Raw genomic sequence first — 24,663 nt, 5'->3', positions numbered from 1 at the left:
GGAGAGGTGATTCTCGCTGTCGACACCTCCCTGGGTACGGCCATCGCGATCGTCGACGCCGATGGGCGTCGACGCGCCGATGCGTCCAGTCCCGACCCACTCGGGCACGCCGAGGTCATCGGCTCTCTGCTGCAGCGCGCACTGACCGACGCAGGCGACGAGATCACGCACGCCGTCGCGGGCATGGGTCCAGGACCTTTCACCGGACTGCGGATCGGCATAGCCACCGCCCGCGCGTTCGCGCTGGGTCGCCGCATCTCGGTGATCGCCGTACCCAGCCACTTCGGCGCAGCCCTCAGCGTTCTCGAGGAGAACCCTGACGTGGGCACTTTCTCGATCGTCACGGATGCTCGTCGCCGAGAAGTGGCCATCAGCGTGTTCCGCGGGCTCGATGCCGACGGCATCCCGCACCTGACATCCGACACGGTTCTCGTGCCGCGCACCGGAGCCGAGGCCTACCTCGACGGCCTCGACGTGCGAGAGGTCTCGACCCTCGATGCTGCCGCCCTCGCTCGAGTCGGTATCCGCGCCGCGCACGCGGGGCGAGAGCTCGCCGGCGCCGAACCCCTCTACCTTCGCCAGCCCGACGTCACCGTCCCCGGCGCACCGAAGCGGGTGGGCCTGTGAGCATCCGCCTCGCCACACCGGGCGACCTCGACGCGATCATGGCGATCGAGAACGCCTCATTCCCGACCGACGCGTGGAGCGCCGAGTCGATGGCCGCAGAGCTCGTGACCGAGTACAGCCACTATCTCGTCGACGAAGAGGACGGTCAGGTCATCGGCTACGCCGGGCTCCGCTCCATACGCGGGAACGCGGATGCCGACATACAGACGATCGCTCTTCTCGACGCACGCCGTGGAGAGGGCCGCGGACGCGCGCTGCTGCGGACTCTGCTCGCCGAAGCATCCGCTCGCGGGGCACGTGAGGTGTTCCTCGAGGTACGCGCCGACAACCCCGGTGCGGAGGGGCTGTACATCTCGGAGGGGTTCGAGGAACTCGCCCGTCGTCCGCGCTACTACCAGCCTGACGGCGTCGATGCGATCGTGATGAAGCTCGACCTGCGTCGGTGGGTGCGGGATGCTGAAGTCAGGAATGCCGCCACGAAGGAAGCCACAGCATGAGCGAACCCCTGGTCCTCGGCATCGAGACGAGCTGCGACGAGACCGGCATCGGCATCGTCCGCGGGCGCACGCTGCTGTCGAACACGATCGCTTCGAGCATGGACGAGCACGCCCGCTACGGCGGCGTCATTCCCGAAGTCGCAGCCCGCGCACACCTCGAAGCGCTGCAGCCGTCGATCGAGGCGGCGCTCACCGAGGCGCAGGTGCGGCTGGAGGATCTCGACGCCGTCGCCGTCACCAGCGGCCCCGGTCTCGCCGGTGCACTCATGGTCGGCGTCGGTGCGGCGAAAGGCCTCGCGGTCTCGCTCGGAAAACCGCTGTACGCCGTGAACCATCTCGTCGGGCACATCGCCGCCGACATCGTGACACCCCAATCCGAACCCCTCGAGTATCCGACGATCGCGCTGCTGGTCTCCGGTGGGCACACGTCACTGCTGCACGTGCGCGACCTCACCACCGATGTCGAGCTGCTCGGCGAGACCATGGACGACGCGGCAGGAGAGGCCTTCGACAAGGTCGCCCGCCTGCTCTCTCTGCCGTATCCCGGCGGCCCGGAGATCGACCGTGCGGCCCAGGGCGGAGACCCGAATGCGATCCGGTTCCCCCGCGGACTGTCGCGGGCATCGGACATGGAGAAGCACCGCTACGACTTCTCGTTCTCCGGACTCAAGACCGCCGTGGCCCGCTGGGTCGAGCGGTGCGAGGCCGCCGGTGAGCAGGTGCCAGTCGCGGATGTCGCGGCGAGCTTCCGCGAGGCCGTCGTCGATGTGCTCGTCACCAAGGCGCTCGCCGCCTGTGCCGACCTCGGCGTGCCGCGTCTGCTGCTCGGCGGTGGAGTGATCGCGAACCGGCGACTGCGCGATGTCGCGATCGAACGGGCTGAGGCTGCCGGAGTGACCGTGCGCATCCCGCCGCTGTCGCTCTGCACCGACAACGGGGCGATGATCGCCGCGCTCGCCGCTGAGCTGATCAGTTCTGGCCGCCGCCCGTCGACGCTCGCGTTCGGCGCCGACTCCACGCTGCCCGTCACGGAGATTCAGATCGCCGAATCGCCGACGGAGGAGGCCGCATGAGCGACAAGCGCGACATGAGCAACCCCGGCCCGCAGGCCACGGCGTCGGATCAGCCGACCATGGAAGAGCCCTCCGCCGAGGTCGAACGACCCGTCGGCGCGACCCGGGTGCCTGGTGCGCCACGGGACAGCTATACGAAGATGCCCACTGGCCCTGTCGGGGTCGAGCCCGTCGTCGCCAGCGGACCTGCGGACACCGCGGGGATGCCGGCGGTGCAGTGGGCCCCGAACGACGACACCGGAGCCGAGGACAACACCCGCCTCGCGCCATGGGCCCTGCTGGCGGCGATCGTCGCGTTGTGCGCATCGTGCTTCGTCGGCTGGGGGATCCCGCTCGCGATCGTCGCTGTTGTCGCGGCGATCATGTCGCTGCGGCGCCCGGTCGAGAATCGCGAGGTCGCCCTGTGGGCGCTGATCCTCGGCATCGCCGCGACGATCTACAGCCTGGGCTGGCTCATCTGGGCCGGAATGCAGTTCGAGAATCTGGGGTAGCGGGATTCCGTCGCTGCCGATGCTGCCGTGCGCCTGCGACGAGTGAGATGATCGAACGGATGCTGAACGAATCTGAATCCGCAGAGCTGCGGATGCTGCAGGCCAAGGCGTACGGCCGCGACGGCGTGCTGTCCGCAGCCGAGCTGGCGCGGCTGCGTGAGTTGGAGCGGACTCGGCACCCAGAAGTCATCGAGCCCTCGGCGACCCCGCTCGCCGAGACAGTCGAATCGTTCGAGGCTGAAGCGCCTGACCCTTCGACAGGGCCAGCGGGCGATTCGACAGAGACAGCGGGCGCGTCGACAAGGCGAGGGGGCGACTCAGAGGCGACGGAGTTGCCGGCCGCCGAGCCCGTCGAAGCGTCCGGTCCGTCAGCGGGGCCGACTGCCCGCCGCCGCTGGCCGGTCATCGCGGCGGCATCCGCCGCGATCCTCGCGATCGGTCTCGGCATCGGTTGGGGGATCTGGGGCTGGGACGCCCATTCGTTCGCACTTGCCGCTGCTCACGCCGATCAGCGCACGGAGATCGAAGCGAGCGAGGACTTCGACGCTGGGACGGTCATCCCGGTGGCAGAGCAGTACGGTGTCGTCGTCTGGCGCGCGGAGCGTTCAGATGGCGACGAGGTGTGCGTGATCGTCACCGGGCCGGACAAGACGATCGGTCACGGGTGCATAGGGTCCGAGCAGTTGGATGCCTCGGTCTGGCCGAACGCCTCCGCGACGGTGCCGGAGGGGGAGGACAAGGCCGGGCATCAGCTCGTCGCCGGACTCATCCCCACGGCGACGGGCGAGCTGGTGCCCTTCATCCAGGTCTGGGACCAGAGCAGGGTCGATTGGGAATCGCAGTACAGCGAGTCGGAGCTCGCGCAGCTGCGCGAAGTCGAAGCAGCCGGTTACGAGGGCAGCACGCTCAGCATCCTCGGGTACGACGGTGACACCGTGGTGTGGAGCAATTGGGCGAGCAGCGAATTCTGCGTCATCGCTGCAGTAGACGGAGGCCCGATCGAAGCGTGTGCCGACAATACCCAGTCTGATGTCAATCTCACGCTCGCTGTGATCGTCGACGGCATCCCGACGGAGTATGTCGTACGCCAGTCCGAGATGCGTGGTCCTCAGCTCACGATCATCCGCCACCCGGAAGCTGTGAAAGCCGAGGTCGACCCCGAGACCGGCGATCCGATCGAGTTCACTTTCGACGATCCGATGTTCGACGACCTCGTGAGTGACGGCGAGACCGGCGAGACCGGCGGCTGAGCGTCACACGCGGTCGGCCAGGATCGCCATCCTCCGGTCGCCGACGCGCGTGAGGATCAGTGTCGCGGTCTGTGAGCCCTTCAGGCTCAGCTTCTTCCGGAACGCTGCGGGATCGATGTCCATGCCGCGCTTCTTGATCTCGATGGTTCCGATGTCGTTCGCGCGCAGCACCTGGCTGATCGCCTTCGGGTTGGCGGCCATCACCTCGCGTACGCGGAACGACTGCACGAACGGGGTCGTCAGCGCGGCGTCCCCTGTGAGATAGGCGATCTTCTCATCCAGCATCCCCGCGTCGATGCTCCGTGCGACATCGCCGATCAGCCGTGCACGGATCACGGCACCGTCGGGTTCGTGCAGGAAGGCTCCGAGCTCGCGAACCTCTGCATCCTCGGCATCCGCCCCTGCGGTGAGCTCGTGCGACTCCTCGCCGCGGATCACCAGCGCCGCACGCCGCACGCCCTCGCGCGCCAGCGCGCCCGACCAGAGCACGAGCTCGACGACGCTGCCGTCCGCGCTGACCCACTGCGCTTCGGCGTCTGCCGGAAGGCTGTCGCGATCGTGGCCGGGTCCGAGCTTGATGCCGGTGGGCTGCCGCGCGGCGAGCGCGAACGCCCAGTCGAGTGAGGGCGAGTAGTCGGATGCCGTGACCCGCCGCGTCTCGCTGTGACCCGAGGTGCGGCGTGCGGGGTCGAGCCAGATCGCCGTGCGTGTATCTCGGAGATGTACAGCAACCTCGGACGAATCTGCGGGAAGGCTCCGAGGCTGCTGCACATCTCCGAAGTTGGCGCTCACGAAGTCCTCGGCCGTGCCGTGCTGCACGGTGGCATCTTCGCCGAACGGGGCGAGGTTGTACGCCGCGATCGCTGCTGTGACCTCGTCGGCATCCACCGCCGTGACGCTGAGCCCTGCGCCGGCGAACGCGAGGGAGTCTCCGCCGATTCCGCAGCCGAGGTCGGCCACGCGTTCGATGCCTGCGCGGCGCATGCGGCCGGCGTGACGGGCCGCGACGCCGAGGCGCGTGGCCTGTTCGACGCCTGCTCTGGTGAACAGCATCCGCTCGGCGAAGCCGCCGAACTTCGGCACGGCCTTCGTGCGCAGGTGAGCCTGCCCGACGACAGCGGAGACGAGATCTGGGGAGTGGCCCGCAGCCCGCAGCTTCGAGACCGCAGCGGCGACCTCAGCCGCAGAAGCGATCGTGCCGACCTCATCGAGCAGCCGAAGGCCCTCGGGGGTGAGCAGCGCGGTCAGCTCGGACATCTCCACGGGATCAGCCTACGCGGCCGAAACTGGCACTCGCATTGCATGAGTGCCAGCCGACGCCCTACACTTGTGATTAGCACTCTCGGGTTGAGAGTGCGAACAAGTCTTTCGTGTCAGCGTCAAGAAAGAAGAGGTAGACCGTGTCGGTTTCCATCAAGCCGCTCGAGGACCGCATCGTCATCCAGCAGGTCGAGGCAGAGCAGACCACCGCTAGTGGACTGGTCATCCCCGACACCGCCAAGGAGAAGCCCCAGGAGGGCGAGGTCGTGGCCGTGGGCCCCGGCCGCATCGACGACAACGGCAACCGCGTTCCGCTCGACGTCTCCGTCGGCGACCGCGTCCTGTACAGCAAGTACGGCGGAACCGAGATCAAGTTCGGCGCCGACGAGTACCTGGTGCTCTCGGCTCGCGACGTTCTCGCAGTCGTCGTTCGCTGACGCTTCGACAAGCGCAGCGAACGCGCAGTTCACGAGAAGGCCCGTATGCTACGGCATCCGGGCCTTCTCGCGTCCCCGGCGCCCCCTACCGTCCCCCGCCGAAACCCCCGGCATCCCCGACAGATCCCCGTAGAGCCTCGGGTTGCTCCCCGATGCCGCCCGAGCGCGTGAGTTCCAGACTCAGATCACGCGCCACTCGGCACACTGACGAAAAAGGGGACACATCATGGCTGTGCAGGACAACGACAACTTGCTCGGTGCTCAGTGGAATCTGGGCGTCGAGGATGTCGGCAACGGCAACACGGACAACAGCGACAACTCGACGACGGACAACTCCGACAACTCCGACAATTCCGACAACTCGTGGACGGACAACTCCGACAACTCGGACAACAGCGACAACTCGGACAATTCCGACAACTCGGACAACAGCGACAACTCGACGGATGACAACTCCGACAACTCGGACAACTCGACCGACAACAGCGACAACTCCGACAACAGCGACAACTCCGACAACAGCGACAACTCGGACAACAGCGACAACTCGGACAACAGCGACAACTCGGACGACTCCGACAACTCGATCAACGACTCGTTCCAGGTCAACGATTCCTTCCAGGACAACTCGTGGACCGACAACTCGGATCACTCCGACAACTCGGACAACTCCGACAACTCGATCAACGACTCGTTCCAGAACAATTCGGTGAACGACTCGGGCAACACGACTCTGAACGACCACTCGATCAGCGTCGGCACCCGCCAGTTCAACGCCGGATTCAACGACCTGAACCTCAGCGGAGCGGCCGGTATGGCCGGAGCGACCGGCGGTAATCTCACGATCGACGCACGGGCGACTCTGAACGACCAGTCGGTGAACCAGAACATCTCGACCGCAGCCAGCGGTGCGGGTGCAGCAGGCTCTGCGGGCCTGGCCGGTCTGGGCTACGGAGGCGGCGTTCCATCGGGCGGCGACACCACTGGCGGCGACGTCAACCAGGTCTTCGCGAACAGCAGCGTCACGGCATCCGGTGATGGATCCGTCGCGGCTGGAGGCGACGGCGCGATCCACAACATCAGCACCAACATCACGGTGGGCGATGTGGCGATCGGCAACGAGACCTACACCGATTCGTTCAACGAGGACTTCTCCGACAACTGGTCGATCAACGACTCGTTCCAGGACAACTCGATGACCGACAACTCGGACAACTCGGTGACGGACAACTCCGACAACTCGGACAACTCCGACAACTCGATGACCGATTTCTCGGACAACTGGTCCGTGAACGACTCGTTCCAGGACAACTCGTTGACCGACAACTCCGACACGTGGTCGGTCAACGACTCGTTCCAGGACAGCTCGGTGACCGATGAGTCGCTGAACGTCGACGTCGCAGTCGACGACATCAACGTCGGCAGTCCCACCGGGGACATGAACGACGTCGCCTTCTGAGGCACAGGCTCTGCCCGGTTGCCTCTGGAAGGTGGCTGGGCAGAGCACTACACTGCGAAGCATCCGATCCGAAGGTCTGACATGTCCGACGAAGCGAGCGGCGAACCGGCAGAGCTGCCGGCCGGCCACGACGCCTTCGACGGGATCCTCTGGCCGGATGCCGCGGTGGATGCCGACCTGGCAGGGGCGAACAGCTTCACCGCGGAGATAGAGAACGTGAACTCCTCCGACTGGGAGGTGGATCCCGAAGTCATCTGGGGAGATGACCCGGGCGCCGCACCCGATGTCGATGGAGGGACGCTGGGACCGGACTTCCTCGTCTGATCCCGAACAACTGGGGAGAGCAGGGGTGGTGCACCACCCCGGCAGCTCTGGACGACACACGGGGGTCACGTGCCGGATATGCGAACCGCGGGGCAGGCAGTCGCACACGCCGTCCGTGAGGTCGGCGCGCTCGCCGCGTCGGCTGGCCGGGCGGATCTTTCCGAGCGTCTCGAGCAGACCCATGATCGACTGCTGGACCCCGGGGTTCGCGTCATCGTGGTCGGCGAGTTCAAACAGGGCAAGAGCAAGCTCATCAACGCGCTCGTGAATGCGCCGGCATGCCCCGTCGACGACGACGTCGCCACGAGTGTGCCGACAGTCGTCGGCTATGCACCGCAGCCATCGGCGTGGATCGTCGAACTCGCGAAGGATGCCGCATCCGATCCGCGACGCCCGGCCACGGTGCGCCGCGAGATTCCTCTGGATGAGCTCGCCGACTACGTCTCCGAGCGCGGCAACCCGGGCAACGAGCGTGGCATCGTCTCGGCCGAGGTTCTCCTGCCGCGCGAGATCCTCAAGGGCGGGCTGCAGCTGGTCGACTCGCCTGGCGTCGGCGGCTTCGAATCGACCAACGCGCTGACCACGTTGGCGGCGCTGGCCTCCGCGCACGCCGTTCTCGTGGTGTCGGATGCGTCACAGGAATACACCGAGCCTGAAGTGCAGTTCCTGCGGCATGCCATGCGGATCTCGCCGAACGTCGCGGCGGTGCTCGCCAAAACCGACCTCTATCCGCAGTGGCGCGAGGTCGAGGACATCGACCGCGGACACCTGCTCGAGACCGGCGACGTGCCCATCTTCGCGGTCTCCAGCGACCTCAGACTGCTCGCCGCCGAACTGCAGGACCGCAGCCTGAACGACGAATCCGGCTTCCCTGCGCTCGTCGCGCACCTGCGACGCGAGGTGCTCGGCCGCGCCGAGGCCATCCACGAGCGCGGAGCGGTGCACGACCTGCTCTCGGTCATCGACCAGCTCACGATGTCGATGCGCACCGAGCTGAATGCCCTGCAGAACCCCGAGGACACCCCTCGCATGATCGCCGAGCTCGAGGCGGCCAAGGCGAGCGCCGACGAGTTCCGCGGGCGCTCTGCGCGCTGGCAGGTGACACTCACCGACGGCATCGCCGACCTCGTCGCCGACATGGAGCACGACGTCCGTGATCGCCTGCGCAGGGTGATGCGCGAAGCGGAGAAGTCCATCGACGAGGGTGACCCCGGTCCGATCTGGGACCAGATCACCGAGTGGCTCGATCAGCGCATCGCCGCGGCCGTCGCCGAGACTTTCGTGTGGACCGACGAGCGATCCAGGTGGCTGTCCGAGGAGGTCGCCGACCTGTTCAGCAGAGGGGAGACGGCGCTCCCCGTGATCGATGTGAGCGACACCCAGGGCGTGCTCGACCCCGTGGAAGAGATCGCCGGGCTCGATTCCGGCCAGCTCAGCGCCGGAGAGAAGATCTACATCGGCATCCGCGGATCCTACGGGGGCGTGCTCATGGTGGGCCTCGCCACTGGCCTGATCGGGCTGTCTCTCATCAACCCGCTCTCGCTGCTCGCAGGCGTGCTCGTTGGTCGACGCGCATTCCGCGAGGACATGAGCGCCCGGCTGTCGCGCCGCCAGCAGGAGGCGAAGCTCATCGTGCGCCGTCACATCGATGAAGTGACATTCCAGGTCGGCAAGCAGCTCAAGGACCGGCTTCGCCTCGTGCAGCGGACCGCCCGGGACCATTTCGGTTCGATGGCCGAAGAACTGCACCGCTCACTCTCAGAGGCGCTCACGACCGCGAAGCAGGCGGCGACTGCCTTCACCGCGAACCGAGACAGCCGGGTCAAGGCACTGCAGAGCCGGATCGCGAAGCTCGATGAGCTGCGCAGCGCGATACCCGCACTGGAGCCGCTCCCGACCCAGAACGTCCCGGCGCTCGATCGTTCGCCGGTCGGCGTGCTGTCGCCGCTCGACCGGGGAGGCTCTCGAGCATGACGGCATCCATCACCGACATCGCCGAGGATGTCCTGCGCACGGCACGTGAGCTCTACGCCGATGATCCGGCTCTTCTGGAGATCATCGGCCAGCTCGACACGCGGCTGCACGAACCACTGCGGCTGGCGCTGGCGGGGATGGTGAAGGCGGGGAAGTCCACTCTGCTGAACGCGATGCTCGGCGAGCGGATCGCGCCGACCGACACCGGCGAGTGCACCAGGGTGGTGACCTGGTACCGCTTCTCGCCGACCCCCACGATCACTCTGCACCCGCGTAGGGGTGAACCGCGGCGAATGCCGATCCGCCGCGAGCACGGCCTGCTCGTGATCGACCTCGGCGGCCTGCCGGCCGAGGAGATCGAGTGGATCGACGTCGGCTGGCCGCTGCAGGCGCTGAAGTCGGTGATTCTGATCGACACCCCGGGCATCGCGTCACTCTCCGAGGACACCTCGATGAGGGCAGTGCGATTCCTCACGCCCGAAGATGCGCCCTCCGCCGCGGATGCGGTCGTTTATCTGCTGCGCCATCTGCACGGCTCGGACGTGAAGTTCCTCGAGGCATTTCACGACAACGCCGCCGGGGCCGCGCAGACGGTGTGCGCGGTGGGCGTGCTCTCGAGGTCGGACGAGGTGGGCTCCGGCCGCATCGACTCGCTGCTGTCGGCCCGCCGCGTCGCATACCGCTATCAGCGCGACCCTGAGCTCGCTTCGCTCACCCTCGGTGTCATCCCGATCGCCGGGCTCCTCGCCGAGGGGGCGCGGACTCTGCGCGAGAGCGAGTACATCGCATTCCGTGAACTCGCAGGCCTCGACCGCGACGTACGCGAGCGGCTGGTCGTCTCGGCCGATCGGTTCCTGCGCGAGACGGACGCCACGGGCCTCAGCGTCACCGTGCGCCGCGACCTGCTGGCCCGCTTCGGGATCTTCGGCGTCCGGATGGCGACCGCCATCATCCGCGCCGGCGCCGCCAGCTCGTCGGAGCTCTCTGAGGAGCTCGTGCAGCAGAGCGGACTGCTGGAGATCCAGGAGTTCATCTCCGCGGAGTTCCAGCCTCGGGCCGCGACGCTGAAGGCACGAGGGGTCGTCCTGCAGCTCGAACGCATCGCCCGTGAGCATCCGCGCGCGGGGTCGGAGGCGATCCGTGCCGGGATCGAGCGGTTCATGCTCGCCGCGCACACGCTGCGCGAGCTCGCCCTGCTCGCGGATGCGCGATCGAAGGGGCTGCCGCTGGAAGGCGACGACGCCGTGGAGGCGGAACGGATAGTCGGCGCAGAGGGCGCGGCCGCTCAGGCACGACTGGGTCTGCCGCCGCACGCCGATGCCGATGCGCTCCGCACCGCTGCAGCCGAACGGATCGGATACTGGCGTCGGCTGAGCGAATCCCCGCTGACCGGTCGCGCGACGCTCGACGTCTGCCGAGTCGTGATCCGCAGCCTTGAGCAGATCGCCTCAGAGGTCGGCGCTGCCGGCACCCTGGGGCAGACCGCGGCGGACGTCGACACGGCGAGCGGACCAGCGGATGGCGCGCGGCAGGATGCTGCACAGCAGCGCCAGCACGACGAGCCCCGCCTGCGCCGCGATCGCCGTCTGGAACTGCGCTCCGTGGGCGCCGAGGGCGACCCACTCGGGTGACAACGTCACCACCACGGCGAGCAGCGCGAGGGTGCCGAGCTGCCACCAACGCACGTTCGGTCGCCTGCTCGTGAAGGACACGAGCAGGGTGATCTGGGTGAGCAGGATGCCGACGAGGGAGCCGAACACGATCCAGAACAGGATGTCGGCGGCCGAGGCGTAGGTGGCGTCGCTGCGGTCGTCGGTGACAGTGCGTACGACCTCCTCGATGAGGGGCAGCAGCTCCTCCCGTAGGACGAACAGGTAGACAGCGGCGAAGGCGCCGATCGCGAAGCTGATGATCCAGAAGAACTGGCTGAGTCTGACCTCGAAGGGCGGCGTGAGCTTCACCAGTACCGGTGCGCCGTTGTCGCTGGACGTCGGCGGCCGGTGCGGCGCAGCCCGGGTGTGCTCGGGGTCGTGCTCTGTCACGGCGCTGATGTCACTCCTCCTCGACGGGCTCATCCACGACCGGCTGGTCGGCGACGGCGGCGCTCGCGGCATCCGAATCGTACGAGTCGTCGGTCGCCGCCATGTCGGAGTCGAGCACGTCGGCGGGTTCGGCTACGGCGACCGGGGGCGCGGGAACCGGCGCCGCGGCGTCAGGCGTCGTGGCATCCGGTGCGGCGACGTCGGGTTCTGCCGCGTCCGGTGCGGTGGCCTCGACGTCGGAGCCGTTGAAGCTGCCGTCGTAGGTGTCGTTGCCGATCGCCACGTCTCCGACGGTGACATCAAGGTCGGAGTTGTCGAGGGATCCATCATCGCCGGCCGCGACCGACCCGTCACCGGAGGCGATGATGGCCTCCTGGTCGAAGATCTGCGTGACGTCTCCTCCTGCCCAGATGTTCTGGTTCACCGAGTTGTCGACCATGGTCGAGCGTGCGTCGATCGTGGTGGTGAACTGCTGCACGATCCGGAGGATCTCGTTGGTCACCTCGGTGGGGGCGTCCGGCGGAGGCGGTGGAGTCGGGTCCGGCTGCGTGCGGGCCACGATGTCAGGGCGGTCGACGATGACCGGTCTGACGGCGGCGACATCGGCCATGCACGCGCTGCGCAGGTTGTTGCCCGCCAGCGCGGCATCCGGGTCGGCGGCGAAGTCGGCGACTGCATCCGGATCACGGAGCAGGCTCAGGATGAAAGCGATCAGCGCGTCGGCGATCGTCTCGACCGGTGTAGTCATGAACAAGTCCCCCTTTTGGACGTACCTCGAAGCCCAGTACACCTCGTCGGCCACCCGCTCCACCGGGCGCCCACAGATCCCCAGATCCTGTCTCGGAGCGTATCCACGTCAGCGCGGGCGAGCATCGGGGATCACTCCGATGCCCGTAGGGGGAGGGACGGGGATTCGTCGCCGATCAGCTGGCGCAGGCGTGCGATGACCTCTGAGCGCGACGTGGCTCCGAGCCGGGTGCGGATGTGTGCGATGTGATGTTCGGCGGTGCGGGGCGAGATGAAGATGGTCTCGCCGATCTCGGCGTAGGTCTTGCCCTGCAGCACAAGGCGCGCGACTTCGATCTCGCGATCGCTCAGGATCTCCTCCGGGGCGGCGCGCTCTCCGTCGCCGACGGCGTCGGTGTCGGCGCTCCGGCGCGCGATGTCGGTCGGGTGCAGGTCTCTGGCACACGCCAGCAGCCGGGCGGCGACCTTGCGGTCGTCCGTACGACCGGCTCCGTGACCGGCGAGACGCGCACCGTCCCACTTCAACCCGACCGAGGCGAGCCCTTCGGCTGCGGTTTCCACGGCAGCCGGATCGACAGTTCCGCCGAGGACCGAAGTCCAGACGCGGCCGGCCTTCGCCATGACGGCGGCGACGCGATTGCCGGCGGATGCCGCGACCAGCGCTTTCGCGTGGGGTGCGACGTGTGCGGGGCTTCCCAGCAGGATGCCCTGCTGGATGCCGGCCCAGCGAAGATGTGCGATCCACAGCGGGGGGTCGCCCAGGCGGGCGGTGATCTCCAATGCGCGCGCGATGTGCGGCTCTATCCGCTCCGCGTCGCCGGCGCGGGTGGCGGAGCTGATGAGCTCGGCCAGAGGGTGCAGCAGGAAGAGGTCGATGTCCGTGCGCAGCAACGTACCGCGGGCGTGCCGCCATGCCTCCTCGATGCCGGCGGCGTCTTCGTAACGCCGTGCGATCGCGACGCGGACGGCGCGCGCGAGCAGTGTGTCGCGTGCGGACATCGCCGTGTTGAGCCCCTGCGCTCGCGCGAGGTCGTCGAAGGCCTCGGCCGGATGCGCACGCTGCACCGACACCCACGCACGCCACAGCAGCAGTCGGGGGAGTGCCCAGGCGCCTCCGTGTCCGTCGCGGACCGCGTCGTCGATGACGGTGTGCGCCGTCATCAGCGCGCCCAGGTTCAGCGCAGCGATCGTCGCGATGACGGCGGGCACCTCTGGAACGGCGCCCGTCGCACGTGAGCCGGTGTACATCTCGGCTGCCCGGACGAGATCGGCGAGGACAGTCTCCGAGCACTCGCCGTCGACCGATGCGGCGAGGCCCCGGCGCAGCAGATCCATCGCGACGCTCAGAGTGGAGGGAATGGAGGAGGGCTCGGCCGGCGCCGTCTCAGCCGCTGCCGCGTCGGCCGGCAGAGCAGAACCGACGCCGATCGCCGCGATCATCGCCAGAGTGGCGGAGGCTGCAGCTGCCGATGGAAGGGCGCGGTAGACGGCATCCGCCTGCGCCATCATGCCTCGCGCCGCCCATACGCCCGCCGAGATGTCCGCGAGCTGTGCCCGGTCGCGGGTGGCGGCGACCGCATCGTCGACGATCACCATCGCGGTGTCCGGATCTCCGCCCGCCCACGCGGCCTGCGCACGGCGGACGGCACTCGACTTCTCATCGTCCGGCTGGGCCGACATGGCGGTGCGCACGGCCGACCGCACCAGCGGAACGGGCGCTCCGGTGCGCAGCAGCAGCCCTTCGGCGTGAGCGTGCTGGACCGCATCGTCGGGAAGCCCGGCGGCGTGCCCCGTGGCGGATGCCGCGCACAGCCGCTCGACGGCATGGCGCAGTTCCGGATCGACCGTCTCGAGCCGGTGCGCGACCTGCTCGTCGAGCGCACTGTGCAATGCGTCGTGTGAGTCGTCGTCGGCGCAGTCGCGGTCGTCGTGCAGCGCCAGTGCCTCGGAGACCAGCCAGGTGACACCGCCGGTGGCTTCGAGGATGTGCACCAGGCAGGTGTCGCGGATGGGCCGCCCTGATGCCTCGAGGTGCTGCAGCACATCTGAGCGTGTGACGTGGCCCAGCACGATCGCCGGGAAGGTCCGCTCCAGCATCCGTGCGATCGAGCGCATCCGTTCCGATGCCGGCCATGGCCGCTGGGCGACGATCAGCGCAGCGTGGGGGTCTGCGGCACGGTCGATGACGGCTTCGAGCTGCTCACCGTCGAGCAGCTGGGCGTCATCCACGATGAGCACCGCGTCCGGCGGCACCTGCGCGGGGACGGCGGCGGTGGCTCGCATACCGGCGCGCAGCAGGCGGACATCTCGGCCCTCCTCGAGCAACACGCTGTGCAACCGTCGCAGCGACGCGGATTTTCCTGAGCCGGCGTTTCCGACCAGCAGCGCGCGCGTCGGCGCGTCCGGCTGATCGGTGATCGCATCGAGCGCTGGACGGAGCTGTCGCTCCCAGATGAACGAGGCGGCAGACTCTGCTGCCGGACGCGGACGCATCGGAAGGACAGTCATGATCGTCAACTCGTCAGCTCTCTGCGATCGGAACATCCGACGGTGCCGGCGGTTCCTCGGTCGGTGGTGCAGGGTCGGGCGCCGTGGTCGGTGCGGGATCGGGGCCCGAAGGGACCGGGTCCGGTGGGGGATCGGAGGGGGTCTGGTCGGACGGCGCAGGGTCGGACGGGGTCGGATCGGATGGGGTCGGGCCGGACGGGGTCGAGCCGGACGGGGTCGGGCCGGACGGTGTCGGGTCGGATGGTGTCGGATCGGATGGTGTCGAGCCGGACGGAGCGGGATCGGCCGCGATGGGGTCGGGCTCGGAATGAGTGCTCGGCTGAGGCCCGCGCCGTGAACCGCTCTCAGGTGCGGACACCCTCGGCGTTCGCGGTTCGGAAAGCGTGTCGCGGACGATCTCGCGCGGTCCTGACGAGTCGTCTCCGGGATCCGGCTCGACGTCGGGATCGGGATCGGGCGCCGCAGGAGCGACGGGTTCGACGGGCTGCGACCCCGCGGAGCCGTCTAGCAGAAGCGCGAAAGGGTCGGCGGCGAAGGCGTCGACCGCGGCTGCAGTGGTGCGTGGCGCCGCGGCATCTTCTGCGACGTCCCGGAGGATCGCCGCCCCGGCCGTCGTGGTGACCACACCTGCGGCCACCACCACGGCGGCCACGGTCACCGCCACGGGTGTCGCCGAGCGGATCGATGTACCGGCGAGCATCCCGCGGAACGGCCGTCTGCGATGCGACCGCGACGACGGTGCGGTGGCGACATCGATCTCCGCGCCGGTGGTCTCGGCAGCGAGCGGCTCGGCCTCGGCGGCGAGTCCGTGATGCGCACGACCACGGAGCAGGGCGAGGCGGGCGGCGCCGAGCGCTGCCGCAGCAGCCGGCGCGGTGACGAGCGGGAGGTCGAACCGCTCGGAGAGCCGCTGGGCGACCAGCGGTATGTTCGCAGAGCCGCCGGTGAGGAGGATCAACTCCAGATCTTCCGGGCCCAGCCTGGCGGAGTCGAGCGCGCGTTCGAGGCCGTCGAGGGTGCGCTCCAATGCAGGATCGATCATCGCCTCGAGCTCTGAACGCGTGATGCGCACCGTGGAGCCGGGGGCGGTGAGCGTCAGCGGGATGGTGGCGTCCGCGTCGAACGAGAGAGCCTCCTTGGCCGCGACGCTCGCGCGGCGCAATCGTGCGAGCGCGATGCGGGCCTCCGCATCCGTCCAACCCCCGGTGTCCGTGCCGGACAGCCGTATGGCGTGGTCGAGCACGGCGTCGTCGAACGCGGCACCACCGACATCAGCGATGGCGACCGGCTCGCCGAGGATGTGGAACACGTCGCCGACGTCCTTGCGGAGGATCGTGGCCTCGAAGGACGTGCCGCCGAGGTCGTACACGGCTACGGCGTCGCCGGGCCGCAGAGGATCGGCACCGGAGAGCGCGAGCGTCGTGTCGTGGTGGTGCGCTGCCGCCTCCGCCGACGGCATCAGGCTGACGCGCTCGATACCGGCATCGCTCAGCGCTTCGCGCAGGGCCGCGATCCGGTGCCCCGACCAACCGGACGGATGTCCGATCGCGATCGCGGGGGCGACGCCGAGGCGCTGCGTGGCAAGGCCCCTGGCCCACACGACCAGCCGCGCCGTCAGCTCCGCCGCCGTCACCGCACGCCCTGCGGCCATCATCGGGACGTCGTCGCCGACGCGCGGAAGGAACGACCGGATGAGACTCTCGGGAAGCTCGAACCCGCGCTGCTCGGCATCATCGCCGAACAGGAGGCTGCCGTCATCGGCCACGAAAACGAGCGCGGCTGCGCCGCCGCTCCGGTGCCCCAGCACGAAAGAGTCGGCCGCGATCTCTTCGCTCGGCGCGAGACCGGCTGTCGCCGCCAGGATGCGGCTCGTCCCCAGATCCAGCGCGAGCACGTCTTCGGACTCGCTCATAATTGTCTTCCGGCACTCGCTCCCCAGCGGTGTCGAACACGCTCACTATAGAGCGTTTGTCGAGCGGACGGTAGGGGTGTCTGCCGCGGACACTAGTGTGAGTCTGTGACCCCCGACCCCTCCGACCGCACCGAGCAGGGGGTCGGCATCGCGTACGCGGGCGGCGCTTATCTGCTCTGGGGGCTCCTGCCGCTGTACTTCCTGCTGCTCGTGCCGACCGGACCGTGGGAGGTCGTGGCGGCGCGGGTCGTCTTCTCGCTCGTGTTCTGCCTGCTGCTGCTCACCATCGCTCGCGGGTGGCGACGGATCATGGCGATCATCCGTCAGCCGCGACTGCTGGGGTGGACGGCGCTCGCCGGGGTGCTGATCTACATCAACTGGCAGGTGTTCCTGATCGGAACGCTCAGCGGTCACGTGGTGGAGACGGCCCTGGGCTACTTCATCAATCCGATCACCACAGTGCTGCTCGGCGTCTTCGTGCTGAGAGAGCGCATCCGACGGCTGCAGTGGGTGGCGATCGGCATCGCCGTCATCGCCGTCATCGTGATCGTCGTGGCGCACGGCTCGTTCCCGTGGATCGCGCTGTCGCTGACAGCATCCTTCGGCACCTACGGTCTGATCAAGAAGAAGATAGGGCCGGCGGTGGATGCCGTGAGCGGGCTCACCCTCGAATCCTTCTGGCTCATGCCGATCGCGATCGTGCAGCTCGTCATCGTCGCGCAGACCACGGGCATCACGTTCGGCACGGTGAGCACGTGGCACACGGTGCTGATGCTGTTCGCCGGCGTCGCGACAGCAGTGCCGCTGCTGCTGTTCGCCTCCGGCGCTCGCCGCATCGATCTCACGGTCATCGGGATGCTCCAGTTCATCACTCCGATCATGCAGTTCCTCACCGGCGTGCTGCTGCTTCACGAACCGATGCCGACCGAGCGATGGATCGGGTTCATCATCGTGTGGATCGCGGTCGGGGTGTTCGTCGTCGACCTTCTGCGCGCGGGACGACGTGGGCGGCGCGCCCGCGTCGCTCCGGTGGTGTGAGCGAGCGTATTCAGGCTGTAGCCGACGCGAAACAAGATCGTTAGCGCACCGATACCCAGCAAAAGCGCGCTCGCCATAAGGTGGGATCATCCGGGCATGTATTGCCATGTCCGTCGTCGCAAAGGAGCATTATGAACCGCACGCAGACGCGTACGAAGTGGCTTGCCGGCATCGCGCTGGTGGGCGCATCGGCGCTTGTGATCACGGGCTGCAGCACGCCCGCCCCCGAATCGTCTGAAGAGGCCGGCAGCGACCGTCCGGCCGACGTCGACCTGACGCTTCAGCTGGGCTCGCTGCTTCCCTCCACTGGCTCGCTTTCCTTCCTCGGTGCGCCGATGGAGGCCGGTGTGCAGCTCGCCGTGTCCGAGATCAACGAGGCCGACGCCGGCATCCAGGTCGAGCTCACCGCCGCCGACGAGGGCGACCTCGACAACAAGGCGTACGAGACCTCGATCACCAACCTGCAGAGCGCCGGCATCACCGCCATGGTGGGAGCGGCATCCTCGAGCGTGACGAAGCTCATCCTCGACGGCAACGCAGGATCCGGCATCCTCACCGTCTCGCCGTCGAACACCTCGGCGGACTTCACGGGCATCAACCCGCTGTACTTCCGCACGGCCCCGAGCGACAACCTGCAGGGTGAGGTCCTCGGCAACCAGGTCGCTGAGGACGGGCATAAGACGCTCGGCATCATCTACCAGAACGACCCGTACGGCACTGGTCTGTTCGAGGCCATCAAGTCCACGTTCGAGGGCACCGGCGGCGAGGTCGTCGCGGAGGCTTCGTACAACCAGGGTGACGGACAGTTCAACGCCCAGGTGCAGACGATCGCCGCCTCGAACCCGGATGCTGTCGCAATCGTGTCGTACGACCAGTTCGCCACGATCGCCCCGCTGCTCGGCAACGCGGGCGTCGACACCGGCGCGCTGTACCTCGTCGACGGAAACCTGAAGGACTGGCCCGACCTGTCGGTGAGCCTTGAGGGTTCCAAGGGCACGCGTGCAGGCGCGGAGCTGCCGGACGACTTCATCGACCAGCTGAACGAGGTCTGGACCGCTGAGGGCAACGACCCGATCGACGCTCTGACCTACTCGGCCGAGGCATACGACGCCACGATCCTCATCGCCCTTGCGGCGCTGCAGGCCGTGTCGGTCGAGGGCGAGGACATCGCCGGCGCCATGCAGGAGGTCTCGGGTGGTTCCGGCGAGGGTGAGAAGTGCACCAGCTTCGCTGACTGCGCCGAGATCATCAACGGTGGAGGCGCTGCTGACTACGACGGATACTCCGGCGAGGTCACGTTCGACGATGACAACGACCCGGCCGGCGCTGCGATCGGCGTCTACGAGTTCGACGCGGAGAACGTCCAGACCCGCATCAAGTAACACTCACGAGTGAGGGGCTCCGGATGCTGGCATCCGGAGCCCCTTTTTCGTGTGCGGGGCCGCGCGGCGTGTGTCCCGTGCGCGGACTTGTTTCGGGGACGGTGCCCGTGCTCGTGCTCGGGAGGTGTCGCTGGTTGTCGCGTGGGTGGCGTTGAGGCGGCCAACAGCGACACCTCGTGGCTCTGGGGCCCGTACTCGCGCTCGGGAGGTGTCGCTGGTTGTCGTGTGGGGCGTGTTGAGGCGGCCAACAGTGACACCTCGTGGCTCTGGGGCCGGTGCTCGGGCTCGGGAGGTGCCGCTGGTTGTCGTGTGGGGCGTGGTTTGGCGACCAACAGCGACACCTCGTGGCTCTGGGGCCGGTGCCCGTGCTCGGGAGGTGTCGCTGGGTGTCGTGTGGGGCGTGTTGAGGCGGCCAACAGTGACACCTCGTGGCTCTGGGGCCCGTACCCGCGCTCGGGAGGTGTCGCTGGTTGTCGTGTGGGGCGTGGTTTGGCGACCAACAGCGACACCTCGTGGTGGCCGTGGCTACCTCGCGGCGGCTTCCGCGCCAGCGGCTAGGCCGCGCCGGCCGCGGCGAGGCGGTCGAACTGCGCGTCGCGGTCGGAATCGACGACCTGACTCTCCGGATCACCGTCGAAGTGGGCGAGAATGCGGCGCGCGCCCTCGTCGAACGTGATCGTCGTCGCGAACTCCGGCACCAGGGCCTGCACCTTCGCGTTGTCGAAGACGATCGAGTGCGCCTTGTCGCCGAGCAGCGTCGGACCGACCTCGGGCGCCAGCGCAGCGATTGTGTCGGATGCGACATGCACGAGCTCCGGCGACGAGACCCCTGCCGCGTCAGCGAGCCATCCGTAGATCTGGTTCCAGGTGGGCGCGTGCGAGCCCGTGATCGTGTACGCCTCACCGATCGACTCTGAGCGCGCGACCAGCCCGGTGAAGGCGACGGCGAAGTCGTCAGAGTGCGTGATGGTCCACAGGCTCGTTCCGTCGCCGTGCACGATGACCGGCTTGCCTGCACGCATGCGGGCGATGTCGGTCCAGCCTCCGATCGTCGGAATCGACTGTTCATCGTATGTGTGCGACGGACGGATCACTGTGACGGGCAGGCCCCGCTCGCGCTGGGCTCCGAACAGCAGCTCCTCGCACGCGATCTTGTCTCGCGAGTACTGCCAGAACGGATTCTCCAACGGCGTCTGCTCAGTGATCGGCAGCTGCGCCGGAGGCTTCTGATAGGCGGATGCCGAACTGATGAAAATGTACTGGTCCGTACGACCTTCGAACACCTCGAGACCCGTCGAGACGTGCTCAGGGGTGAACGAGAGGAAGTCGGCGACCGCGTCGAACTCGCGGCCGCCGAGGGCCGACTTCAGTGCCGCAGCGTCGCGGACGTCGGCGGTGATCTCGGTCACGCCATCCGGCAGCGCACGCCGTGCCCTGCCGCGGTTGACGACGGTCACGTCATGTCCGCGTTCGATCGAACGGCGTACGCACGCCGCGCTGATGGTCCCGGTGCCGCCCAGATAGAGGATGCTCGTCATGGGGATGAGCCTACGGCGTCGGCGCAGCGCGGCGTCGACCTACGCGGCGTCTCCGAGTGTGCCGAGGTACAGCCCGATCACCTTCGGATCGTTCAGCAGGTCGCGGCCGGTGCCCTCATGGGCGTCGCGGCCCTGATCGAGCACGTAGCCGCGGTCGCAGATCTGCAGGCAGCGCCGCGCGTTCTGCTCGACCATGATCGTCGTGACACCGGCCTTGTTGATGTCGGAGACGCGGATGAACGCATCATCCTGTCGCACGGGGGAGAGGCCGGCGGAGGGCTCATCGAGCAGCAGCACCGACGGGTCCATCATCAGCGCGCGTGACATCGCGACCATCTGGCGCTCACCGCCGGAGAGGGAGCCTGCGCGCTGCTTCAGACGCGTGCCCAACTCGGCGAAGATGCTGCTGACGAACTCCAGACGCTCCTTGTAGATCTTGGGGTTCTGGTACAGCCCCATCTGCAGGTTCTCCTCGATCGTCAGCGAGGGGAAGACGTTGTTCGTCTGCGGCACGAACGCCACGCCGCGCCGGACGAGACGGTCGGCCTTCAGCCCGACGATGCTTTCGCCGTTGACGGTGATCTCGCCGTCCCGCACCTGCACCATGCCGAAGATCGCCTTCAGCAGCGTGGACTTGCCTGCACCGTTCGGGCCGATGATCCCGATCAGCTCGCCCTTTCGCGCGATGAGATTCGCTCCGTTGAGGATGTTCACCCCTGGCAGATATCCGGCGTGCACATCCGTCATCTCGACGACGACGTCACGCGCGTCGACAGATCCTTCACTCATGCCTTCCCCTCCTCGGGGCTCTTAATCTCGGCTTCGGCCTCAGCCTCGATCTGCTCGCGCAGCTCGGCAGCCGCAGCATCCGAGATGACGGGCAGACGCCCGGTCACGGCGCCCAGATCGACATCCTGATGCGCGCCGAGATACGCGTCGATGACGGCCGGGTCATCCATGACGCTGCTCGGCGGGCCCTCCGCGACGACGCGGCCCTCGGCCATCACGACCACCCAGTCGGCGATGTGCCGCACCATGTGCATGTCGTGCTCGACGAAGAGCACGGTCATGCCGAGGTCCTTCAGATCGAGGATGTGTTCGAGCAGTGACTGCGTCAGCGCAGGGTTGACGCCTGCCATCGGCTCATCGAGCATCACCAGCGACGGATCGCTCATCAGGGCTCGTGCCATCTCGAGCAGCTTGCGCTGTCCGCCGGAGAGCGAGGCGGCGAAGTCCTTCTCCTTGGCGTCGAGCTTGAAGCGGGTGAGCAGATCACGTGCCCGTTCTTCTATCTCCGCTTCCTGCTCTCGCCACAGGAAGGGGAAGAGTCCCGCCCAGAACCCTTCGCCGCGCTGACCCGGCGCGCCGAGCTTCATGTTCTCGAGCACGGTCAGAAGCGACAGCGACTTCGTGAGCTGGAACGTGCGCACCTGGCCCATGCGAGCGACCTTGAACGACGGCACGCCCGACAGATTCGTACCGTCGAACGACCAAGTGCCCGCATTGGGCTTGTCGAAGCCGCACAGCAGGTTGAACAGGGTCGTCTTGCCGGCGCCGTTGGGTCCGATGAGCGCAGTGATGGCGCCGCGGGGGATCTCGAGATGGTCGACGTCGACGGCGGTCAGGCCGCCGAAGTGGCGCTTGACGCCGTCTGCGATGAGGATCGGGTCGACCTTCGCGACGCCCGGCTCTGACGGACCCTTCGCAAGACCCGTGGTCTTGGGACGGGTGATGTTGCCGGTCACGGGCGCAGGCCCTTCGGCCGCTGAGCCCGTCGAAGCGTCAGGGACATTGTTATTTGACAAAGGTCATCTCCCTCTTGTTTCCGAGGATGCCCTGTGGCCGGTAGATCACGATCAGCATCAGCACGACCCCGATCACGATGTAGCGCACCACGTCGGCCTGGTTCGTGGTCATCGGCAACCAGCCGACCCGAGCCATCTCAGGCAGCAAGCCACCGAGGAAGGCGAACACGACCCAGAACAGCACCGCTCCCAGCGTCGGGCCGAAGACGGTCGCCGCTCCTCCCAGCAGCAGGATGGTCCACAGGAAGAACGTCAGCGACGTCGAGTAGCTGCCGGGGATCACGGCGGACGGCAGGACGAAGACGATCCCGCCGAGGGCGCCGATGACGCCACCGACGACGAGCGCCTGCATCTTGTACGCGAACACGTTCTTGCCGAGCGAGCGCACGGCGTCCTCGTCTTCGCGGATGCCCTTGAGCACGCGGCCCCACGGGCTGCGCATCAGCGCCCACACGAGCAGCACCGACAGGGCGAGCACCAGCAGGCCGAACACGCGCACCCAGAGATCGTTCTCGTTGTACGTCCACGGGCCGAAGCCGTAGGTGCCCGGTGGGAACGGATTCATGTCGCGGAAGCTCTGGTGATATCCGGAGAGCCCGCCGGCCGAGTTCGTCCATTCGCGGAAGAGCTCAGTGAGGAAGAGCAGCCTGACCACCTCGGCGGTCGCGATCGTCGCGATGGCGAGGTAGTCCGCGCGCAGACGCAGCGTCGGGACGCCGAGGACCAGAGCGAACAGCGCACCGGCGAGAACGCCGACGAACACGCCTGCCCACCAAGGGAATCCGAAGCTGAGGATCGAGATCGCGTATCCGTACCCGCCGACAGCCATGAACGCGGCCATGCCGAAGTTGAGCAGCCCGCCGTATCCGAAGTGCACGGCCAGTCCGGTGGCTGCGAGTGCGTACGCGATCGTCGTGGGACTGAGCAGGTACGAGGCGGTGTTGCCGAAGATGTTTCCGAAGTCCATGCGTCAGCCCAGCCTTTCCCTGCGCCCGAGCAGGCCCTGTGGCCTCACGAGAAGGATCACGATCAGCGCGACCAGTGCGGTGGCGTATTTGAGATCAGACGGCACACCCAGCAGCGTCGAGACCTCGACGGCGAGTCCGACGATGATCGAGCCGATGAGCGCGCCGATCGCCGAGCCGAGACCGCCGAGCGTGATCGCGCAGAAGATGAGCAGCAGCATCTGCATGCCCATGTCCCACTTCACACCGGGGCGGAAGTACGCCCAGAGGACACCGGAGATCGCCGCGAGCACTCCTGCGAGCACCCATACGATCCGCACGACCTTGTCGACGTCGATTCCGGATGCCGCGGCCAGCTGCGGGTTGTCGGAGATGGCCCTGGTGGCCTTGCCGACCCGTGTGCGGGTGAGGAAGAAGGCCACTGCGAGGATGACGACGAGGCTCGTCCCCATGCCGATCAAGTCGATGTACGACAGTGAGATCGGACCGAACTCGATCGGCGTCGGGCTCGCGCCCTGCAGCTGGAAGGTGCTGCCGCCGATCATGTACTGCAGGACGTAGCGCAGCGCCAACGAGAGTCCGATGCTGACGATCATCAGCTGCACGATGCCGAGGCCGCGTCGTCGCAGCGGGCGCCAGAGTCCGGCATCCAGAGCCAGACCCAGCAGGCCGCCGCCGATCACAGCGGCGATGATGCCGAGCCACAGGGGCAGATGCCAGAACGTGGTGAACAGCAGTGCGACGACCGCGCCCCAGGTGACCATCTCGCCGTGGGCGAAGTTCGACAGGCGCGTGGTTCCGTAGATGAGCGCCGCGCCCATCGACGCGAGTCCCAGCAGCAGACCGAAGTTCAAGCCGCCGACTATGCGCGAGAGCAGCTGATCGATGAACGACGTCGTCTCGCGAACGCCTTCACCGAGGAAGAGGTTCACGATCTTCGTGTTCGTGAGTGCGAACTCCACCTCCTGAGACGCGGACTCGCCCTCGACGATCACGCCGTCGGGGAGGGTGTCCTCGTCGACCGTGAGGGTGTAGGCCTCCTTCTCCGGAACGTAGAGTCGCCATTTGCCTTCGGCATCCGTCTCGGTCTCGGCTTGGAAGCCGTTCCCTTCGATCTGGACGGCGACGTCGGGGATCGGTTCGTCATCGAACGTGATCACGCCGGCGAAGTAGTAATCGGTGATCTCCTGGCCGTCGTCCGTCTCGTCTGCGTGAGCGGATGCGGGTGGCTGGAGCACCAGAGCTGATAGAGCGATCAGCACGCCGAGGAGCGCGACCAGCCAAGGTCGGGCGCGACGGACGGCTGTAGACGTGGGTCCCACGCAACCTCCACT

21 protein-coding genes are annotated in these 24,663 nt (G+C 67.6%); 12 read left to right on the top strand and 9 right to left on the bottom strand.

What is annotated here, in order from left to right; all coding sequences use genetic code 11:
- The first annotated feature begins 6 nt into the window (after nucleotides 1-6).
- Genes tsaB through ACP7AR_RS08385 form a run of 5 tightly spaced genes read left to right on the top strand, consistent with a single transcriptional unit; the run spans nucleotide 7 to nucleotide 3,938 of the window.
- Nucleotides 7-627, top strand: coding sequence for a tRNA (adenosine(37)-N6)-threonylcarbamoyltransferase complex dimerization subunit type 1 TsaB (gene tsaB / locus ACP7AR_RS08405; protein ID WP_426184657.1), 621 nt, complete (start codon nucleotides 7-9; stop codon nucleotides 625-627).
- Entirely contained in the window at nucleotides 624-1,124 is a 501-nt protein-coding gene (gene rimI, locus ACP7AR_RS08400; RefSeq protein ID WP_426184655.1) for a ribosomal protein S18-alanine N-acetyltransferase, read from the top strand. Before tsaB ends, rimI begins: the two co-directional genes overlap by 4 nt.
- Complete coding sequence (tsaD, locus tag ACP7AR_RS08395; RefSeq protein WP_426184653.1) at nucleotides 1,121-2,197, top strand: tRNA (adenosine(37)-N6)-threonylcarbamoyltransferase complex transferase subunit TsaD; 1,077 nt, start codon at nucleotides 1,121-1,123, stop codon at nucleotides 2,195-2,197. The genes rimI and tsaD overlap by 4 nt, the downstream gene beginning before the upstream one ends.
- Nucleotides 2,194-2,688 (top strand): hypothetical protein, encoded by a 495-nt coding sequence (locus ACP7AR_RS08390; RefSeq protein ID WP_426184651.1) that lies wholly within the window; start codon nucleotides 2,194-2,196, stop codon nucleotides 2,686-2,688. Before tsaD ends, ACP7AR_RS08390 begins: the two co-directional genes overlap by 4 nt.
- A 59-nt stretch (nucleotides 2,689-2,747) precedes the next feature.
- On the top strand, nucleotides 2,748-3,938 hold the full coding sequence (locus ACP7AR_RS08385; protein WP_426184649.1) for a hypothetical protein: 1,191 nt from the start codon (nucleotides 2,748-2,750) through the stop codon (nucleotides 3,936-3,938).
- 3 nt (nucleotides 3,939-3,941) lie between these two features.
- On the opposite strand, the gene ACP7AR_RS08380 is transcribed toward ACP7AR_RS08385, so the two are convergent.
- Complete coding sequence (locus ACP7AR_RS08380; protein ID WP_426184647.1) at nucleotides 3,942-5,201, bottom strand: class I SAM-dependent methyltransferase; 1,260 nt, start codon at nucleotides 5,199-5,201, stop codon at nucleotides 3,942-3,944.
- Between the two features lie 137 nt (nucleotides 5,202-5,338).
- On the opposite strand from ACP7AR_RS08380, the gene groES reads away from it, so the two are divergent.
- The 5 genes from groES (at nucleotide 5,339) to ACP7AR_RS08355 (ending at nucleotide 11,023) form a co-directional block, all read left to right on the top strand.
- A complete protein-coding gene (gene groES, locus ACP7AR_RS08375) occupies nucleotides 5,339-5,635 on the top strand; it encodes a co-chaperone GroES (RefSeq protein ID WP_033104978.1) in 297 nt (98 codons plus the stop codon).
- 226 nt (nucleotides 5,636-5,861) lie between these two features.
- Complete coding sequence (locus ACP7AR_RS08370) at nucleotides 5,862-7,094, top strand: hypothetical protein (protein ID WP_426184645.1); 1,233 nt, start codon at nucleotides 5,862-5,864, stop codon at nucleotides 7,092-7,094.
- An 81-nt stretch (nucleotides 7,095-7,175) separates the two neighbouring features.
- Entirely contained in the window at nucleotides 7,176-7,418 is a 243-nt protein-coding gene (locus tag ACP7AR_RS08365) for a hypothetical protein (protein ID WP_426184643.1), read from the top strand.
- Between the two features lie 78 nt (nucleotides 7,419-7,496).
- The gene (locus ACP7AR_RS08360) at nucleotides 7,497-9,392 is read left to right on the top strand and encodes a dynamin family protein (RefSeq protein WP_426187694.1); all 1,896 of its coding nucleotides are present in this window, start codon (nucleotides 7,497-7,499) and stop codon (nucleotides 9,390-9,392) included.
- Nucleotides 9,389-11,023, top strand: coding sequence for a dynamin family protein (locus tag ACP7AR_RS08355; RefSeq protein ID WP_426184641.1), 1,635 nt, complete (start codon nucleotides 9,389-9,391; stop codon nucleotides 11,021-11,023). Before ACP7AR_RS08360 ends, ACP7AR_RS08355 begins: the two co-directional genes overlap by 4 nt.
- A 421-nt stretch (nucleotides 11,024-11,444) precedes the next feature.
- Here the strand turns inward: ACP7AR_RS08355 and ACP7AR_RS08350 are convergent, their stop codons facing one another.
- The 3 genes from ACP7AR_RS08350 to ACP7AR_RS08340 form a co-directional block, all read right to left on the bottom strand.
- On the bottom strand, nucleotides 11,445-12,182 hold the full coding sequence (locus ACP7AR_RS08350; protein ID WP_426184639.1) for an IniB N-terminal domain-containing protein: 738 nt from the start codon (nucleotides 12,180-12,182) through the stop codon (nucleotides 11,445-11,447).
- 131 nt (nucleotides 12,183-12,313) lie between these two features.
- The gene (locus ACP7AR_RS08345) at nucleotides 12,314-14,689 is read right to left on the bottom strand and encodes a LuxR C-terminal-related transcriptional regulator (protein ID WP_426184637.1); all 2,376 of its coding nucleotides are present in this window, start codon (nucleotides 14,687-14,689) and stop codon (nucleotides 12,314-12,316) included.
- Between the two features lie 13 nt (nucleotides 14,690-14,702).
- A complete protein-coding gene (locus tag ACP7AR_RS08340) occupies nucleotides 14,703-16,601 on the bottom strand; it encodes an Hsp70 family protein (RefSeq protein ID WP_426184635.1) in 1,899 nt (632 codons plus the stop codon).
- A 105-nt stretch (nucleotides 16,602-16,706) separates the two neighbouring features.
- On the opposite strand from ACP7AR_RS08340, the gene rarD reads away from it, so the two are divergent.
- Nucleotides 16,707-17,639: an EamA family transporter RarD gene (gene rarD, locus ACP7AR_RS08335; RefSeq protein ID WP_426184633.1), complete on the top strand. Its 933-nt coding sequence runs from the start codon at nucleotides 16,707-16,709 to the stop codon at nucleotides 17,637-17,639.
- 131 nt (nucleotides 17,640-17,770) lie between these two features.
- Nucleotides 17,771-19,021 (top strand): ABC transporter substrate-binding protein, encoded by a 1,251-nt coding sequence (locus ACP7AR_RS08330; RefSeq protein ID WP_426184631.1) that lies wholly within the window; start codon nucleotides 17,771-17,773, stop codon nucleotides 19,019-19,021.
- Nucleotides 19,022-19,575: 554 nt separating this feature from the next.
- Here the strand turns inward: ACP7AR_RS08330 and ACP7AR_RS08325 are convergent.
- From ACP7AR_RS08325 to ACP7AR_RS08305, 5 genes are read right to left on the bottom strand one after another with little or no spacing between them, the layout of a single operon-like run.
- A complete protein-coding gene (locus ACP7AR_RS08325; RefSeq protein WP_426184629.1) occupies nucleotides 19,576-20,559 on the bottom strand; it encodes an SDR family oxidoreductase in 984 nt (327 codons plus the stop codon).
- 39 nt (nucleotides 20,560-20,598) lie between these two features.
- Nucleotides 20,599-21,348 carry an ABC transporter ATP-binding protein gene (locus ACP7AR_RS08320; RefSeq protein WP_426184627.1) on the bottom strand — a complete coding sequence of 250 codons (750 nt, stop codon included), beginning with the start codon at nucleotides 21,346-21,348 and terminating at the stop codon, nucleotides 20,599-20,601.
- A complete protein-coding gene (locus tag ACP7AR_RS08315; protein WP_426184625.1) occupies nucleotides 21,345-22,304 on the bottom strand; it encodes an ABC transporter ATP-binding protein in 960 nt (319 codons plus the stop codon). The genes ACP7AR_RS08320 and ACP7AR_RS08315 overlap by 4 nt, the downstream gene beginning before the upstream one ends.
- A gap of 49 nt (nucleotides 22,305-22,353) precedes the next feature.
- The gene (locus tag ACP7AR_RS08310; protein ID WP_426184623.1) at nucleotides 22,354-23,331 is read right to left on the bottom strand and encodes a branched-chain amino acid ABC transporter permease; all 978 of its coding nucleotides are present in this window, start codon (nucleotides 23,329-23,331) and stop codon (nucleotides 22,354-22,356) included.
- Nucleotides 23,332-23,334: 3 nt separating this feature from the next.
- The gene (locus ACP7AR_RS08305) at nucleotides 23,335-24,651 is read right to left on the bottom strand and encodes an ABC transporter permease subunit (RefSeq protein ID WP_426184621.1); all 1,317 of its coding nucleotides are present in this window, start codon (nucleotides 24,649-24,651) and stop codon (nucleotides 23,335-23,337) included.
- Nucleotides 24,652-24,663 lie beyond the last annotated feature (12 nt).

This window comes from Microbacterium sp. TWP3-1-2b2 (genome assembly GCF_049896145.1).
Classification (GTDB): Bacteria; Actinomycetota; Actinomycetes; order Actinomycetales; family Microbacteriaceae; genus Microbacterium.
Note: the sequence above shows the minus strand (reverse complement) of the source record. Positions and strands in the feature narration are given on the sequence as shown.

What these genes read in the sequence shown, in the direction of transcription:
- ACP7AR_RS08345 (WP_426184637.1), bottom strand. Translation starts at nt 14,689, where the DNA reads ATGACTGTCCTTCCGATGCGTCCGCGTCCGGCAGCAGAGTCTGCCGCC.
- ACP7AR_RS08385 (WP_426184649.1), top strand. Translation starts at nt 2,748, where the DNA reads ATGCTGAACGAATCTGAATCCGCAGAGCTGCGGATGCTGCAGGCCAAG.
- ACP7AR_RS08370 (WP_426184645.1), top strand. Translation starts at nt 5,862, where the DNA reads ATGGCTGTGCAGGACAACGACAACTTGCTCGGTGCTCAGTGGAATCTG.
- ACP7AR_RS08350 (WP_426184639.1), bottom strand. Translation starts at nt 12,182, where the DNA reads ATGACTACACCGGTCGAGACGATCGCCGACGCGCTGATCGCTTTCATC.
- ACP7AR_RS08325 (WP_426184629.1), bottom strand. Translation starts at nt 20,559, where the DNA reads ATGACGAGCATCCTCTATCTGGGCGGCACCGGGACCATCAGCGCGGCG.
- ACP7AR_RS08320 (WP_426184627.1), bottom strand. Translation starts at nt 21,348, where the DNA reads ATGAGTGAAGGATCTGTCGACGCGCGTGACGTCGTCGTCGAGATGACG.
- ACP7AR_RS08330 (WP_426184631.1), top strand. Translation starts at nt 17,771, where the DNA reads ATGAACCGCACGCAGACGCGTACGAAGTGGCTTGCCGGCATCGCGCTG.
- ACP7AR_RS08340 (WP_426184635.1), bottom strand. Translation starts at nt 16,601, where the DNA reads ATGAGCGAGTCCGAAGACGTGCTCGCGCTGGATCTGGGGACGAGCCGC.
- ACP7AR_RS08390 (WP_426184651.1), top strand. Translation starts at nt 2,194, where the DNA reads ATGAGCGACAAGCGCGACATGAGCAACCCCGGCCCGCAGGCCACGGCG.
- tsaD (WP_426184653.1), top strand. Translation starts at nt 1,121, where the DNA reads ATGAGCGAACCCCTGGTCCTCGGCATCGAGACGAGCTGCGACGAGACC.
- ACP7AR_RS08360 (WP_426187694.1), top strand. Translation starts at nt 7,497, where the DNA reads ATGCGAACCGCGGGGCAGGCAGTCGCACACGCCGTCCGTGAGGTCGGC.
- ACP7AR_RS08310 (WP_426184623.1), bottom strand. Translation starts at nt 23,331, where the DNA reads ATGGACTTCGGAAACATCTTCGGCAACACCGCCTCGTACCTGCTCAGT.
- ACP7AR_RS08365 (WP_426184643.1), top strand. Translation starts at nt 7,176, where the DNA reads ATGTCCGACGAAGCGAGCGGCGAACCGGCAGAGCTGCCGGCCGGCCAC.
- ACP7AR_RS08355 (WP_426184641.1), top strand. Translation starts at nt 9,389, where the DNA reads ATGACGGCATCCATCACCGACATCGCCGAGGATGTCCTGCGCACGGCA.